Annotated in this window: 16 protein-coding genes; 7 read left to right on the plus strand and 9 right to left on the minus strand. The window is 39.2% G+C overall.

Going from position 1 to position 14744, the window contains the following annotated elements; genetic code table 11:
• Positions 1-18: 18 nt before the first annotated feature.
• The 4 genes from EAX61_RS14290 to EAX61_RS14305 all read right to left on the minus strand — a co-directional run bounded on the left by EAX61_RS14290 (position 19) and on the right by EAX61_RS14305 (position 3392).
• A complete protein-coding gene (locus EAX61_RS14290) occupies positions 19-243 on the minus strand; it encodes a helix-turn-helix domain-containing protein (RefSeq protein ID WP_121918393.1) in 225 nt (74 codons plus the stop codon).
• 3 nt (positions 244-246) lie between these two features.
• A complete protein-coding gene (locus tag EAX61_RS14295; RefSeq protein ID WP_121918394.1) occupies positions 247-795 on the minus strand; it encodes a DUF2975 domain-containing protein in 549 nt (182 codons plus the stop codon).
• A 10-nt stretch (positions 796-805) separates the two neighbouring features.
• Complete coding sequence (locus EAX61_RS14300) at positions 806-1318, minus strand: hypothetical protein (RefSeq protein WP_121918395.1); 513 nt, start codon at positions 1316-1318, stop codon at positions 806-808.
• Positions 1319-1586: 268 nt separating this feature from the next.
• Positions 1587-3392, minus strand: coding sequence for a transcriptional regulator (locus EAX61_RS14305; protein WP_161555241.1), 1806 nt, complete (start codon positions 3390-3392; stop codon positions 1587-1589).
• 214 nt (positions 3393-3606) lie between these two features.
• Between EAX61_RS14305 and EAX61_RS14310 the strand changes: the two genes are divergently transcribed.
• Positions 3607-4500 carry a hypothetical protein gene (locus EAX61_RS14310; RefSeq protein WP_147448384.1) on the plus strand — a complete coding sequence of 298 codons (894 nt, stop codon included), beginning with the start codon at positions 3607-3609 and terminating at the stop codon, positions 4498-4500.
• Between the two features lie 213 nt (positions 4501-4713).
• Here EAX61_RS14310 and EAX61_RS14315 read toward each other — a convergent pair whose 3' ends face one another.
• Positions 4714-6486 carry a M61 family metallopeptidase gene (locus EAX61_RS14315; RefSeq protein WP_121918398.1) on the minus strand — a complete coding sequence of 591 codons (1773 nt, stop codon included), beginning with the start codon at positions 6484-6486 and terminating at the stop codon, positions 4714-4716.
• 44 nt (positions 6487-6530) lie between these two features.
• On the opposite strand from EAX61_RS14315, the gene EAX61_RS14320 reads away from it, so the two are divergent.
• From EAX61_RS14320 to bioA, 5 genes are all read left to right on the plus strand, one after another.
• Complete coding sequence (locus EAX61_RS14320) at positions 6531-7829, plus strand: aminotransferase class I/II-fold pyridoxal phosphate-dependent enzyme (RefSeq protein ID WP_347337929.1); 1299 nt, start codon at positions 6531-6533, stop codon at positions 7827-7829.
• Between the two features lie 99 nt (positions 7830-7928).
• Positions 7929-8555, plus strand: coding sequence for a dethiobiotin synthase (bioD, locus tag EAX61_RS14325; protein ID WP_121918399.1), 627 nt, complete (start codon positions 7929-7931; stop codon positions 8553-8555).
• Positions 8556-8682: 127 nt separating this feature from the next.
• On the plus strand, positions 8683-9441 hold the full coding sequence (locus EAX61_RS14330) for a nucleotidyltransferase domain-containing protein (RefSeq protein ID WP_121918400.1): 759 nt from the start codon (positions 8683-8685) through the stop codon (positions 9439-9441).
• A gap of 1 nt (position 9442) precedes the next feature.
• Positions 9443-10501 (plus strand): DNA polymerase beta superfamily protein, encoded by a 1059-nt coding sequence (locus EAX61_RS14335; protein ID WP_121918401.1) that lies wholly within the window; start codon positions 9443-9445, stop codon positions 10499-10501.
• Positions 10502-10606: 105 nt separating this feature from the next.
• A complete protein-coding gene (gene bioA / locus EAX61_RS14340; protein ID WP_121918402.1) occupies positions 10607-11872 on the plus strand; it encodes an adenosylmethionine--8-amino-7-oxononanoate transaminase in 1266 nt (421 codons plus the stop codon).
• A gap of 1 nt (position 11873) precedes the next feature.
• On the opposite strand, the gene EAX61_RS14345 is transcribed toward bioA, so the two are convergent.
• The 4 genes from EAX61_RS14345 to EAX61_RS14360 form a co-directional block, all read right to left on the minus strand.
• Complete coding sequence (locus EAX61_RS14345; RefSeq protein WP_121918403.1) at positions 11874-12167, minus strand: type II toxin-antitoxin system RelE/ParE family toxin; 294 nt, start codon at positions 12165-12167, stop codon at positions 11874-11876.
• Entirely contained in the window at positions 12164-12406 is a 243-nt protein-coding gene (locus EAX61_RS14350) for a type II toxin-antitoxin system ParD family antitoxin (protein WP_121918404.1), read from the minus strand. Before EAX61_RS14350 ends, EAX61_RS14345 begins: the two co-directional genes overlap by 4 nt.
• A gap of 91 nt (positions 12407-12497) precedes the next feature.
• Positions 12498-12944, minus strand: coding sequence for a cytochrome c oxidase assembly factor Coa1 family protein (locus EAX61_RS14355; protein ID WP_121918405.1), 447 nt, complete (start codon positions 12942-12944; stop codon positions 12498-12500).
• A gap of 3 nt (positions 12945-12947) precedes the next feature.
• The gene (locus EAX61_RS14360) at positions 12948-13373 is read right to left on the minus strand and encodes a cytochrome c oxidase assembly factor Coa1 family protein (protein WP_161555242.1); all 426 of its coding nucleotides are present in this window, start codon (positions 13371-13373) and stop codon (positions 12948-12950) included.
• 154 nt (positions 13374-13527) lie between these two features.
• Here EAX61_RS14360 and EAX61_RS14365 point away from each other — a divergent pair, with 154 nt between their 5' ends.
• Positions 13528-14715, plus strand: coding sequence for a beta-ketoacyl synthase N-terminal-like domain-containing protein (locus EAX61_RS14365; RefSeq protein WP_121918407.1), 1188 nt, complete (start codon positions 13528-13530; stop codon positions 14713-14715).
• Positions 14716-14744 lie beyond the last annotated feature (29 nt).

Genomic DNA, 14744 nt, shown 5'->3' on the forward strand with positions numbered 1-14744 from the left:
TTGACGTGAGGGGCGTTTTTAGGTAGTACGCTTTCGCGAAAGCGGAGCAAACTCTAAAATATCACCAGGCTGACAATCCAAAGCTTCACATATAGCTTCAAGTGTAGAAAACCTCACAGCCTTCGCCTTTCCAGATTTTAAGATAGACAGATTTGCCTCCGTAATTCCTACGATTTCTGCGAGCTCTTTGCTTCTCATTTTACGATCTGCCAGTACGACATCTAAGTTTATAATGATGGGCATAGGCTATATGGTTAGGTCGTTTTCTATTTGGATTTCGACGCCTCTTTTTAAAACTTGAGCAATAATAAAGAGTATCCCTGCAAAAAGGATAAAGGCATCTGCGCCTTTTATAAATTCGTTCATTACTGAGAAATTTTCGGCATCAAGAAAAGCTTGACTAAGGCGGAGGGAAACATTGCTTAGGATACCAATGGTGAGCGAGACGTAACTCATTTTTGATACAATTACACTAAGGATAGGAGTAAAGGGGCGTTCAAATTTAATTTTGGCAAAAATCTGAGTGACAAAATATAAGAGCAAGGTTTTGAATATGAAACTCACCACTATTGAGATTGTAATCAGGTAATAGACTACCGGTGTCTTAGTAATGGTGTCAAATAGGTCAAGACCACTATAAAGTTCACTCGCACTTTCAGGATTAATTTGTACCTGAATTAAAAATGAATAGGCTAAAATCCCTGTTTGAACGAGAAGCGATATAAATGTGAGCCAACTTATAGCCTGCATTACCTGCAGGATATTTTGTGTTCTTGTTTTCTTAATTGGATTCATAATCTAATTATTAAACCGTTAATTCATTTTCTTCTTTTAAGGCCTTAGCCTGTAAAAAAGCTTCTCCAAAAAACATAAAATAGAGCCCAACAATCACCAGAAAAACGGCTGTAAGGAACACACTGTCAAAACTTATTTGAAGTTTAGATAAGAGCACCAGTGGTCCAACAAACTGAAGTAGCGCTGTTCCTATTCCTGTATAGACGAGGAATCTCCCGCCGTTCTTAAAACCATTTGAGACAGGTTCTGAAAACCCAACACCTTTGTGCAAGAAGGGAGTGGTCTGTTTTAAATGGTTAATAGCCAGAATGAAAACATAAAAAAGCCCTAAACAGCAAGCGGTATAGAGGATAGTACCCCACGCCCCAAAGTTGACACTATCCAAGCCATCACAGCCGTCTGTTTCAATCGTTTTCCCGCTAAAGAAAAGAGCTATTGCGCCAGCGCAAGCCAAATAGAAAAACAGATTCAATCCATAATAAAAGTACTTTATGATAGTACTTAAGGTAGAGATATTTTTCATTTTATTATTGTTTTACGATAACAAATATATAAAAATTATTGAAAAACAATAATAATATTTTTGAATTATATATCAAATTGACAAGCTTGTACTCTAAACTTATTGACATTAAATGCGACAATGGCTCTCGGATAAATAAGAAATATTGATTAATAAATAGTGAGTCGAGCCTTTTGATTTTTATCTAGAAGTTATGAAATTCCCACAGCCACAATACAAAATTATTTAAGTTTGATTATTCTTTTAATAAGAAAGGGAGTGGTAATAATTAAGTGAGAGACTTCAAGAATATAGTGAGATCATCCGTATTACTAAGTTCTAGTTTCTTACGAATTTTATGACGATAATTATCTACAGTAACGGAGCTAATGTTAAGTTGATTTGCTATATCCTTAGAAGATTTATCCAAACGGACTAAAGTGGCAATTTTAATCTCACGTTTAGTCAAGTCAGGATAATTATGAGTTAAACAGCCTATAAAATCAGATGCAAGATCGTTATCAAGATGGAGGGAGTTGATTTTTTCTTTGTCTATTTCAAGAATTGATTTAAGTGTTTGCAACGCTATTTTCTTTGACTCAGGATTTTGAGTTGAGAGGCCTTGAAGTCGGTCCTTAAAAGTTTCAAGTAATTGGTTTTTCTCTCTAAAAAGTAATGCGACATCGGTCAGCTCTTCATTTTTTGTCGTATTAAGGGTAGCTAAATATTCAGTCTCCTTAAGGAGGGCATTTCTATTTGCAATATAAATATTGCGCCTATGTAAAAAAATAAGAGTAAGTAAAACCAACAATAATATTGAGGCTACGATGATGACAATATTTCTTTGTCTTACCACTTTAAGGTTTTTGCGCTCAATTTCGATTCTTTTATCCTTATATGCAAGTTCTCTTTGATGAGCGTTAAAGGTGAATTTAACGAGATCATTTTTTAATTTATTCTTTGACGAATCATCTGTAGCTACATTAGAAGACTTAGCCAAAAAATTCAAAAGACGAGTTGAGAGGGATTCCGTATCGTCACTTTTATATATTTTCTCTAAACTTTCAAGCTCACTTTGAGTCAAAGTTCTCAGTAAACCCGAATCTTGCCACTTGCTAACAAATTCATCCAAGCGTTGTTCTTTTAAATTAGAATTTTCAGAAGTGTTTTCAAGTATTAAATCTTTATCCACGCTGAATTCTATGGATGGGAACGAATATTTCGAAAGCAAATAGTCTAATTCCTTTCTCGATGCCTGAAACGCCAATTGTTGCTTATTTTCCTTAGATATTAGGCCTTTATAATACGTCGATGTAGTATGTTCGTATTGAAGTTCATATTTTTTTGCGTAGTTGTAAGCGCTGTCAACGTAGGGGGTTGCTTCTTCAAATTTCCCTACTTCTATATAAATTCCTGATAAATTAAGCCAGGCGCCCACAAGATAGTTTTTGGGAAGGTCAGACAAGCCCTTCACAATATTTAGCGCTCTTTCAAAATAGAATATGGATTCTTCGCTATTACCCAGAGAGCTATGTATCGATGCTAGTGAAGTGTAAAGCTCTGCAAGAAGTCCAGGAGACTCTTGTAGGTAAGGACTTTCTTTAATTTCTTCCAATTGCAAAAGTGCCTCTTCTAAATATTCAGAACGTATTAGGGTTCGAGCAATATCCAAGCGGTTTAAAACTTCTAATGTATCAAGAGAGCGAGAATTGACCTCTTTGTAAAAATTTTCTGCCTCTAAAAAAGTCTCTAGACTTTTTATACGCTCATTATTCATTTCATAGGCTCTTCCTAAGGCCTTGTAGACTAGTCCCAATTCTTTAGTAGGTTCTAGAGGAGTCAGAAAATGGCGTGCATTGTTCAAGCTCTGCATCCCTTCCTCTAATATACCTTTCTCAATTAGAATTTTACCAATATGATATTGAGCCACACCCATCTTTGTACTATCTAGCTTTTTTGCTATGGAGGCATCATATAAATTGAAATAATGAAGAGTGCTATCCTTCTCGTTGGGATCAAAACTTAGTGCTTTTTTATAGTCTGGGTGGTCTATTTCTATATAGCGAATAGACTCTGGAGGCGTGTCCTTGTCCATTTGTTTGCAACCTAGTAGAGAGAAGGTTATGATTAAAAAAAATGTAAGAAATATCTTCATTAGAAAGCCTTAAACAAGTTTTGTGAGATAAAAGTAAGATAAACTTCCTATAATCAGTAGCTTTTGTTAGATAACTGTGAGAAGGTATGAAGATATGTATGGCTAGACAATTCTAGATTTGAGCCGTATAAATTATCAAAATATTGTAATGGTTATGAGACAATTATATAAGATTAAAAAAAGAATAACAGGATTACTTGCCTGTGTACAAATGTTGTTTTCAGATAGGATAGATGTTCCGCCCGTTGTTGCGGAAATTATGCCATTAAAAAGAAGATCTCCTAAGAAAACAATAGAATGGTTGCTTAACATAATATATGAGATAATGCATAAAGCAACGCACCCTAATCAAAATTCAAAAACAACTCAAATTTCAGGGATTTTCCTGTTTTGTGCATTATCCTCATCTTTTGCCCAAATAGGAATTAATACAACCTCACCTACACGAGATCTGGATGTTAATGGAGATTTACGTATTAGAAACTTACCGAGTCAAAATGTAAATGAATCTAATTTTCTAACAACAGATGCAAATGGGAACATCGGACAATCTACAGCCTATATTTTATCAGATGTTGATGCTGTAATTGCTTCTACTAATGTAGATAGAACTGTAACTGGTTTAGGTATAAGAGATAACGTGCCCCTGGGATTGTCCATTAGGACAACAATTCCAGCAAATAAAGAAGGACTAGTGATAATACAGTACTCCGTCCCTGTGGGTATTTCATCATTTACAGAGCCTAGAGGATATTATGGGATTCGTTTCTTAAGAAATGGTGTCGAGGCAGTAGAAGGTTCACGTAAATTTTCGATGATGAAAGAGGGTCACGCAAATATGGTTTCAGTTTCTAATGTTTATGTTGAGCATTTTAGTCCTCGGCCCAATGATAGGACGATAACTTTTAACTGCAAAGGCTATATAGAACAGCGCAGTGGTAGCGGTGCCAATAGATCACATACCTACAGATTTAATATGTGGAGTACAGGTACTCCTAATTTTAATTGGGGTAGGGCCACAATTAGTAAACAAGTCTTTATACGTTAGGAATCCATATAAGTCTTTATCCTAAATATGACAAAGATATAAGTTACTAGGTCGCCATAGAAATTACAATTCATAAGATTGCTTTCACCTCTAATTGTGATCCACCTGAAGTCCCGGATTTCATCTTGATATTCGGGATTTCTCTTATAAGAAAATTAAAACAGTAAACAAATATAACTTTGAAGATCGAAGGTGTATTTGTTTAATGTTCGCCTACTGCTTCCCAAGCCAAGCATCCCTAGCCTTCTCTACTTTAGATTTTACATTAGTATTCATCTCAATAAGATACGTTGGGTCTGAGACTAAAGTCATCGTTGCGGTTTTGGTTTCGCCAAAACGTTCGTAAGCAATACTTAGAATCTCTCCCACTTTTGAGGCGGCGATGACCTCGTTAAAATCTTCGGCTTCTTCGATGTTTTTATCGTTTACTTTTAAAATAAGATCTCCTTTTTCCAGTCCTGCGAGATATGCTGGAGTACCTTGGTTTACCGTTCTTGCAATGGAGATACCTTTTGACGATTTCTCCGTGGTCATTCCTGTAAACGGTTTCTTGGAGTCTTGCGTGATGGTAAGTCCTACCTGTTTAAACAGTTGCTCGTAATCTGGCATCTCACTGTTGTATATGTATTTTGAGAAGTACGCTTTCGCGAAAGCGGCACCCGCATATTCCCCCAAAACCCCCTCAAGGTTTTCAATCGTATACGCCACTTCAGTTTTGCCGTATTTTTTCCAAACGCGTTTAAAGAAATCATCCAGATTCAGTTCATTTGCCCTAAGCTCAAGATCAAGGGCGAGGCCCAGCACGCTACCGTAGGAATAGTATGAGATGAAAGTATTCCCGCGATTTACAGGATCTACCGAGGTCGCGGCATCTACAAATGGCGCTTGGTAGCTCATCTCAATTGGGTTAAAGTAAGCGCGTGCTGGCGAATTCCAAACATAATTGAACGTACGGTTAAGACCTTTAACATAATCCTCTGGCGTGATGATGCCCGCTCTGGCCAGGATGAGGTTCGTATAATAGCTGGTAAAACCTTCGGCAAACCAGAGGCTACCGCTCATATTTGCAGCTGTAAAGTCAAAGGGTTCGAGGTCATCCGGACGGATGCGCTCCACGTTCCAAGCGTGGAAAAACTCGTGTGACACCGTGCCTATGTTTCCTTGCATGCCACCATCTGCCAGTGTCTCCCGGTCCGTTAGGATTGTGCTATTGCGGTGCTCCATCCCATCGCCAGAAACGTGGGGCAGGTAACAGGCAAGAAAGGTGTACTCCCCGTAATCAAAGGTGGGCAACTCGCCAAAAACTGCCTTTTCCTGCTCCACAACACCCTGTACATTTTTCCAGTACGTATCAAAATCGTTGGCAGTATCTGGGCTGTGTAGCACAAACCGAATATTCTGTTCATCCACTTTATACTCCCGCAATTTATAATCACTTATCTCCGTGGGACTATCCATAAAATACTGGAGATTTGGCGCATAATAGGTAGTATCGCTCAGTTTTTTGAGCTGCGTGGCCACTTTCCAGTTCAAATCTTCACGTATTTTAAAGGTCACTTCGATAGGTCTTTCCTCGGTATTTTCCATAAACATAAATGTCGCGGGCATATTGAGGTGCGCGTGGGTTTCATCTATTTGAGAGTAAGTACCGTCTGCACGGTCGGCAAATAGGGTATAGGTGACGTTTACCGTCCCATCGTGTCCAGAAATTTCCCAAGAATACGGGTCAGGACGAGAGGTTTTGAGTATTTCGCCCTTAATGTTTGTGGCTTTGAGGTCGTACACATTTTTGGCAAACTCGTGTATCGCATAGCGCCCTGGCGAGGTGCGCGGCATTCTCACGGTCACGGTATTCGTTTTGATACCAGGGAAGGATGCCGTGATGTGCGCCTCGTGGTGCGTTGCATTCTCAAAGGAAATTGTGTAGCTGTTCGTCTGTCCGTAAGTGACAGCAGTTAGTAAAAGAGCAAAAAGTAGCAAACGCATAGTTGTAAAGTTTAGACCCTAAAAGTACATAAGAAACTACAGTTATGGCACCCCGTAAAATGAATTTCAACGCCTATCTTTACCGTATGTTACCGCACAAACTTCAGCATAAACTTCAGCAACGCACGGAGGATAATTCGTTGCGTGAGCTTACGGAGCCTTCTGGTTTGATTGATTTTTCTTCTAATGATTACTTAGGGTTTTCTAGTGATAGCGTTACTTCGACTGCGCTCAGTACGAGTTTCGCGAAAGCGATCTCCAAAAAGACCCAAGACATTTTACATAAAAACGGCTTATCCTCAAATGGAGCGACAGGTAGCCGATTGCTAACCGGGAATCATAAACTCTACGCCCTTGCCGAAAGTGCCATCGCGAGTTTTCACGAGAGTGAAGCTGCGCTAATTTTCAATAGCGGGTATGATGCAAACATTGGTTTTTTTCAATCTGTACCGCAACGCGGAGATTTGATTATTTACGATGAATACATTCACGCCAGCATACGTGACGGCATCCAGATGAGCCTTGCGAGAGGTTACAAATTCAAGCACAACGATGTCGCCCATTTAGATACAACCATTTCCCGCTTACGCGAAATGCATCACTTAAACGACACTGCAACTAATGCCGAAATCTATGTCGTTACCGAATCTGTTTTCTCGATGGATGGCGATACCCCGGACCTTAAGACCATTATCGAAATTTGTAAAAAGCACCGTGTACATCTCATTGTAGACGAAGCGCACGCAGTAGGAGTAATGGGTGAGAGCGGAGAAGGAGTGGTACAATCCTTAGGGTTGCAAGGCGATGTTTTTGCGCGTGTCGTGACTTTTGGAAAAGCACTGGGCGCTCACGGCGCAGCTATTTTAGGAAGTGAAGAGTTGAAAGGTTATTTGGTCAACTTTGCAAGATCACTTATCTATACAACCGCTTTACCTCCACACTCGGTTGCGACGATTATGGCTGGATACGAGCAACTAGTTGCGAGCGCCGAAGGCGCGAAGCAATCTGCTGCGATCCAAAACCAAGTTGAGAGCAAAGCGAAGCAACCCGCTGCGATCAAAAAACTACAAACCCTAATAAACCACTTCAACACCCAACTAAGAACCCAAAATCTAACATCACATTTCATCCCTAGCACCTCGGCAATCCATTGCGCCGTAATTCAAGACGTGGAGAAAGTAAAAGCGCTTTCACAGGAATTGGAAAAACAGGGTTTTAATGTAAAACCCATACTGTCTCCCACTGTGCCAAAAGGACAAGAGCGCCTGCGCATTTGCCTACACGCATTTAATACGGAGGAGGAAATAGAAAGATTACTGTCAATTATTAAGGAACATATTTAAGACTACAAAGTGCTACTCCCCTTGGCGAGGGGAGGTGGCTTCGACGATAGGAGAAGGTGGAGGGGTGTAAGCACATTGTAAAATAAAAAAGAACGAACTATGAAAAACCAAACTTACTTCATCACTGGCATCTCTACAGACGTGGGAAAGACCATTGCCGCCGCTATCATCACCGAAGCCCTAAAAGCCGACTACTGGAAACCAGTACAAGCAGGAGATCTGGACAACAGCGATACGCACAAAGTAAAGCGATTGGTTAAAAATGACATATCGCAATATCACGATAATACGTATGCGCTAAAAACCCCAATGAGCCCCCACGCAGCTGCAGCAATAGACGGCGTAACTATAAAAGCCACCGATTTTAAACGCCCAAAAACCAAAAATAATCTAGTGATTGAAGGTGCGGGAGGATTGCTTGTACCCCTTAACGACACAGAAACTATTATTGATCTTATCCAGCCCACAGATAAAGTAATCGTAGTTTCCAGACATTATTTGGGAAGCATAAACCACACCTTAATGACCATTGAAATTCTTAAAAGCCGTGGTTTTAAAAACATAGGTATCCTTTTTTCTGGAGAAGAACACCCCACAACCGAAAGTATCATCAAGAAGATGACTGAGGTAACGATTATAGGACGTATAGATGAGGAGCCTTATTTTGACCAGAATGTGGTTTGTGAGTATGCGGAGGAGTTGCGTGAGGGGTTAGTTGGGGTTTGAGTATATTTACGGTATATCGATGACAATAATCCGTTGTTATCTTGAGAATTTTGCGGTATATCAACGATAAAAGTTATTATATAGCAAGTTAACATTCATTTTGAACAAACTCACAGATTAGAATAATATGACAGAAAAAATAATTCAATATTTAGACAAAATCGAAAAGGAAAAAGAGATAAAGATTCTTTTAGCTTGTGAAACAGGTTCGAGAGCTTGGGGATTTCCTTCACCCGATAGCGATTTTGATATTAGAATTATCTACGTTCATAAAAAAGATTGGTACTTATCATTGTCCGAAAAAAATGATAGTATCGAACTAATGTTTGAAAACAACGACATTGATATAACGGGTTGGGATTTGCGAAAATCCTTAAGACTTTTACAAAAATCAAATCCGCCTTTATTGGAAAGAATTCAATCGCCAATTCTTTACAAATCAGATAATGATTTTTTAGTTAAAATAAATGAAATAGCAAATTCTCAATATTCGAGAATTGCCACAATTCATCATTACTTAAGTATGGCTAAAAAGTTCACAGAAGAACTAAAAGAAAAGGAAGACTATAAATTAAAAAACTTCTTTTACGCTTTACGTTCTGCAACTGCTTGTAAATGGATTTTAGAGAGAGAAGAAATGCCACCAATTGAATTTCAAAAAATGATTGATGGATTAAATATTGAAAGTAATTTATTAAATCGTATTGGCGAACTAATAGAACTCAAAGCTACAATAAGCGAAAGTTATTTACACAAAGGAGAAAATGAACTTATTAGCTTTATCGAAAATTGTATAAATTCTGCTAACGAACAAAGGAATTCATTGCCTTCTTCAAAAGGAGACGTAAAAGAGTTAAATTCATTTTTCTTAAAAATGCTTTCCTAAAATGACTATTGAATATTTAAAAGAAAATGGTTTAATAATTCTTGAATGTATTAGCGGAAGCAAAGCCTATGGACTTGATACACCAAGTTCTGACACAGATATAAAAGGTGTTTTCTTACTACCAAAAAAAGATTTTTATGGACTTGAATACACACCTCAAGTTAGTAATTCAACAAATGACATTGTCTACTATGAATTAGGGCGTTATATGGAGTTACTTTCTCTAAACAACCCAAATATCCTAGAACTTCTTAACACGCCAGAATCAGCAATTATTTATAAGCATTCGTATTTAGATGCAATCAATTCAAAAATGATTTTATCGAAACTATGCAAAAACACTTTTGGAAAATTTGCTTTATCTCAAATTAAGAAAGCAAAAGGTTTAAAAAAGAAAATTGTAAACCCAGTTGGAAAAGAAAGAAAAAGTGTTTTGTCGTTTTGCTATGTAAATTATGAACAAGGTTCAATTACTCTTTCAAGATTTCTAGAACTTAAAAATTGGAAACAAGAAAACTGTGGACTAATCAACATTGCTCATATGAAAGATGTTTTTGGTTTATTTCATAATGAACAAATCAATTATAACGGAATTATCAAAAACGATTTATCAAACGATATTCGTTTAAGTTCAATACCAAAAGAAGAAAAACAAGAAGCTCTTCTCTACTTCAACAAAGATGGCTTTTCTAAATATTGCAAAGAATATAAAGAATATTGGGATTGGGTAGAAAATCGGAATGAGGTACGTTATGAGAACACTCAAAGTCACGGAAAGAATTATGATGCAAAAAATATGATGCATACTTTCAGACTTTTAGAAATGGCAATTGAAATTGGTAAAAAGAAAGAAATTAATGTTAAGCGATCAAACAGAGAGTTTTTACTTGACATTAAAAGTGGGAAATATGAATACGAAGACCTTTTAGAAATGGCTAAAGAACTGCAAAATGAAATGGATTTAGTCTTTGAAAATTCTGAATTACCAGAAAAACCGAATATTGAATTTATCAATAATCTCACATTTGAATTAAGAGATAAATTTTATCAGTATGAATAAAAAAAACGAAATGGCAACAAGGAATACAACATAGAAAAACCGTCATTTCCTACCCTCAAATTTATCATTCTTAAATTCAGACTTTTTCAACTAAAAACCCACCCCGTGACCACCCTAATAACAGACCAAAAACACATCTGGCACCCACTCACCCAGCATAAAACAAGTAGCGCTCCTGTGGCAATTGCTAGGGCAAAAGGTGCGGTGTTGTATGGAGAAGACGGCAAGGAATATCTGGATGGGATAGCGTCGTGGTACACCTCGCTTTTTGGGCATTGCCATCCGTTTATTACGGAGCGGGTCACGGCGCAAATGCAACAGCTGGATCAGATAATGTTTACGGGCTTTACCCACAAACCCGCCACAGATCTTGCGGAGAGTCTCTTTAAAATCCTACCCAGCAACCAGGCTAAAATGTTTTTTAACGACAACGGCTCCACAGCCGTAGAAGCAGGGATAAAAATGGCGTTGCAGTATCACCATAACAAAGGCAAAAAGCGCAATGTGCTTATCGCTTTTGAGGATGGTTTTCACGGAGATACCTTCGGAGCAATGAGCGCTAGCGGACTTTCGGTGTACAACGGGCCATTTAATGAGTTTCTCATCAAAGTAGAGCGCATCGCGACGCCACAGGAAGATACGATCGACGATATATTAAAAAGACTGGAAGAAATCGTTTTGCATAATGATTGTGCGGCTTTTGTGTTTGAACCGCTGGTGCAAGGTGCGGCGGGAATGAAAATGCACGAGGTAGCTGGATTAAATAAGATTTTGGCTTTTTGCAAGCAACACGATATCATCACTATTGCAGATGAGGTAATGACCGGTTTTGGGAAAACGGGAACGCATTTTGCTTCTTTGCAATTGGACGTTTATCCGGATATTATGTGCCTGAGCAAGGCGCTCACGGCGGGACTGCTTCCTATGAGCCTAACGACCTGCTCCCAGCATATATTTGACAATTTTCTGAGTGATGAAATCGCCAAAGGTTTCTTCCACGCCCATACTTACAGCGGGAATCCGCTGGCCTGTGCGGCCGCCATTGCGAGTATTGAGTTGTTGCAGTCGGAAGAGATGCAGGACAATTTGAGGCGTATTACGGAACGTCATACTACTTTCGCGAAAGCGTTATCAAAAAACTCAAAAGCGCAAAACATCAGAGTAAAAGGAATGATTCTCGCCTTTGAGCTCTCAACCAAAATGGAACGCTACGGAAACCTGCGCTACGAGTTGTACCAGTTTTTTATGGACAGAGACGTATGCCTGCGACCGCTAGGGAATACCATATACGTACTGCCACCCTTAGTCACTACAAATGAACAGTTGGCAAAGATTTATGGAGTGATTGAGGAAGCGCTGGAGGCTTTCTAGTTTAGAAATGGGCTGGGGTGTCTCTGCTTTGGTGTAAAATACGTTCTATAAAGAGCTTAGAAGTTCCTATAGAATAGTATATGGTGTGGGAAACATATACCATACTTCGGACATCTTTATTTATTTCTGGGCGAGAAATTCCTTCGAATGGGAATTCAACTAGTTGGTCTAATAGTTTTAATAAACCGTCCCGATATTTTTCAGCTTGATCTACTCCAAATTCTCCGATGGAAAATATGAATATATCCATTAAATCATCTTGAGCTTGAAGAGATAGTTCGTAAGAGTGCTTCATTGAGCTTTCTTCAGAGCACGGGCTTTAGCCTCTTCAAAAATATCACGCACGCTCCTATCGCTATAACCACTATCAATCCCTTTCTGAATTTCGGCACGAAGAACGGCCAGCTTCTTCTCATAGTCGGATGAGTGCAATCTAAGCGCCTCGCGCACCACTTCACTAGCATTTTTGTAATCGCCGCTGGCAACAAGATTTTTAATGTATTCTTCCTGTTTTTCTGTAAAGCTAATGTTCATCTTTTTCTTTTAAAAATACAATTTATGTCCAATTTTAGCAAATATGGACACAAATAAGACCAATTCATCTCAGAAAGAACAAGAATAAGTATTAGAAATCTTCATCATCCGTAACTTCTAATAGCGGAATAATACGGTCTTCATCAAAAATATAAACCTCCAGCTGTTCATAAACTAGATTCTCTTTTGGTCCAGTTGTAGTGACGTAAATCTCACCATTACCTTTAGGGCCTTTTATGGGAACGACAGCTTTTGCGCTACGGTTTCCGTTTGAGATATTAATATTGTAGCTTCCTATTCCGTTGGTTTCTATGGGTTCTCCTAGGGCATCTATGACTTCTTGTTCCGTTTGAACTTTTGCCAGCACCTCATCGTGATTTGTGTTTTCCTTTACACTGCTTATAATACCTGCTGCACCTATTCCTATCACGGTGATAAATAATATGATAATGGTGAGACAGCCACCTACGGGAACAGCCCATTTCCAGTTGCGTTTCCACCAGCTGGGCTGTTCTACTAATTCGTTATCGTACTCCATAATTTATTCTATATCGTCTAGTAAATCTATGACTTCTCCGGAGTCTTCCACGGTAACTGTAAATACTTTGTAATCCCACTCATCATTTACTTTAAGCGCATTCACGCGTAGTACACCGTTTGCTTTTTTACCACGTAAATCCATTTCTAGATTCATTTGATTCGTGTTCATTTCTGGGTCATAATCATTGTCCTCTATATTAATGGGGCGACCTAGAGCAGCAATTACTTCTGGGTTCTTCTGGACTTTTGTAATCACATTTATAAAAGCAAAAACGCTCGTCTCGTCGCCCAGCTTATCTGCAACTTTATAAACGCCGTAGCCTATAAATGATACTGCGATAATAATTATTGTGAGGCAACCTCCTGTAGGTAATGCCCATTTCCAGTTACGTTGCCACCAGCTACGCTTTTCTATTGTGTTGTCCATTGATCTTAAATTTGACTGATTAGTGTGTGGTGCATCTTTTATGTTACGGGAATTATATAAAAATAGATATTTGGCTGGGTATACTTTCAATTTATTGAGGTCTAAGCCCAGCTTGTCTCGGTGTGAATAGTATTTTTGCATCATAATCAATTTTATGCTCACAACACCAATCGCCATCACAGGACTTTCTTCTATTTCCCCACTGGGGAAGACGAGCGATGCCGTTTGGAAAGCATACCGGAATAATGCATCTGCGATTGTATGGGAAGACGAGCTTGAAGCTTTTATCACACCACTTTCAAAAGCCGAAAAAGAAACAATTAAAAACTTAGCAGCCGAAAATAATCACTATGCAAGATTAGATAACTCTGTGCTTTACGGGATTATAAGTGCTCGTAACGCCATTAAGGAAGCAGGGTGGATGAGTGGTGATTTCGGGATCAATATAGGTTCTTCTCGCGGGGCAACGCAGTTGTTTGAAGGTTTTTATGATGCTTTTCTTGGATCAAGTTCAAGACACGGCAAGAAAAATGGCAACACCCAGACCCTGGCTTCTCCCACAACAACCTTAGGTAACATCTCCTCTTGGGTTGCACATGACCTCCAGAGCGAGGGTCCGGAGATATCACATTCCATTACGTGCAGTACGGCGCTTCACGCCATTTTAAATGGAGCGGCTTGGTTACAATCGGGAATGGCAACAAAGTTCCTCGTAGGAGGAACGGAGGCCGCACTCACACCATTTACCATTGCACAGATGAGGGCGATGAAATTGTCACCCACCGACCATAAAAAATCTGACAGCGATTATGTGTGTCGAGCCCTAGATAAAGGGAAGAAAAGCAACACTATGGTGCTGGGAGAAGGTGCAGGAATGGCGTGTCTGGAACTGGGTGAGAAAGAAAATGCCCGTGCCTATATCTCAGGAATAGGCTACGCGACCGAAGTACTGGAACATTCCGTTTCCCTTTCGGCGACGGGTGATTGTTTTCAAAAGTCTATGAAAATGGCTTTGGGCAACCTCGATGCTTCTGCAATAGATGCCATCGTAATGCACGCCCCAGGCACCATAAAAGGCGATGCGGCCGAATTAGCTGCCATTACCGAAGTATTCGGAGAAAATCCTCCCTTACTCACTACAAACAAGTGGAAAATAGGGCACACCTTTGGCGCCAGTGGCTTGCTCAGTCTTGAGCTTGCGGTACTGATGCTGGAAAATCAGGAATTTATTGGAGTCCCATATTTGGAGACGAAAAGTAGCAAACAAGAACTCAATAGCATCTTAGTAAATGCAGTAGGTTTTGGAGGGAATGCGGTTTCTGTTTTGGTGACTAAGGCATAATCTTCTAGCCTAAAATTTACGGTTTTGAG

This window comes from Dokdonia sinensis (assembly GCF_003688895.1).
GTDB classification, from domain to species: Bacteria; Bacteroidota; Bacteroidia; order Flavobacteriales; family Flavobacteriaceae; genus Dokdonia; species Dokdonia sinensis.

Bases quoted from the DNA above. Each gene is read 5' to 3' on its own strand.
- EAX61_RS14360 (WP_161555242.1), bottom strand. From the start codon at position 13,373: ATGGACAACACAATAGAAAAGCGTAGCTGGTGGCAACGTAACTGGAAA.
- EAX61_RS14310 (WP_147448384.1), top strand. From the start codon at position 3,607: ATGAGACAATTATATAAGATTAAAAAAAGAATAACAGGATTACTTGCC.
- EAX61_RS14345 (WP_121918403.1), bottom strand. From the start codon at position 12,167: ATGAAGCACTCTTACGAACTATCTCTTCAAGCTCAAGATGATTTAATG.
- EAX61_RS14290 (WP_121918393.1), bottom strand. From the start codon at position 243: ATGCCCATCATTATAAACTTAGATGTCGTACTGGCAGATCGTAAAATG.
- EAX61_RS14335 (WP_121918401.1), top strand. From the start codon at position 9,443: ATGACTATTGAATATTTAAAAGAAAATGGTTTAATAATTCTTGAATGT.
- EAX61_RS14300 (WP_121918395.1), bottom strand. From the start codon at position 1,318: ATGAAAAATATCTCTACCTTAAGTACTATCATAAAGTACTTTTATTAT.
- EAX61_RS14355 (WP_121918405.1), bottom strand. From the start codon at position 12,944: ATGGAGTACGATAACGAATTAGTAGAACAGCCCAGCTGGTGGAAACGC.
- EAX61_RS14350 (WP_121918404.1), bottom strand. From the start codon at position 12,406: ATGAACATTAGCTTTACAGAAAAACAGGAAGAATACATTAAAAATCTT.
- EAX61_RS14305 (WP_161555241.1), bottom strand. From the start codon at position 3,392: ATGGACAAGGACACGCCTCCAGAGTCTATTCGCTATATAGAAATAGAC.
- EAX61_RS14320 (WP_347337929.1), top strand. From the start codon at position 6,531: ATGGCACCCCGTAAAATGAATTTCAACGCCTATCTTTACCGTATGTTA.
- EAX61_RS14295 (WP_121918394.1), bottom strand. From the start codon at position 795: ATGAATCCAATTAAGAAAACAAGAACACAAAATATCCTGCAGGTAATG.
- EAX61_RS14315 (WP_121918398.1), bottom strand. From the start codon at position 6,486: ATGCGTTTGCTACTTTTTGCTCTTTTACTAACTGCTGTCACTTACGGA.
- bioD (WP_121918399.1), top strand. From the start codon at position 7,929: ATGAAAAACCAAACTTACTTCATCACTGGCATCTCTACAGACGTGGGA.
- EAX61_RS14330 (WP_121918400.1), top strand. From the start codon at position 8,683: ATGACAGAAAAAATAATTCAATATTTAGACAAAATCGAAAAGGAAAAA.
- EAX61_RS14365 (WP_121918407.1), top strand. From the start codon at position 13,528: ATGCTCACAACACCAATCGCCATCACAGGACTTTCTTCTATTTCCCCA.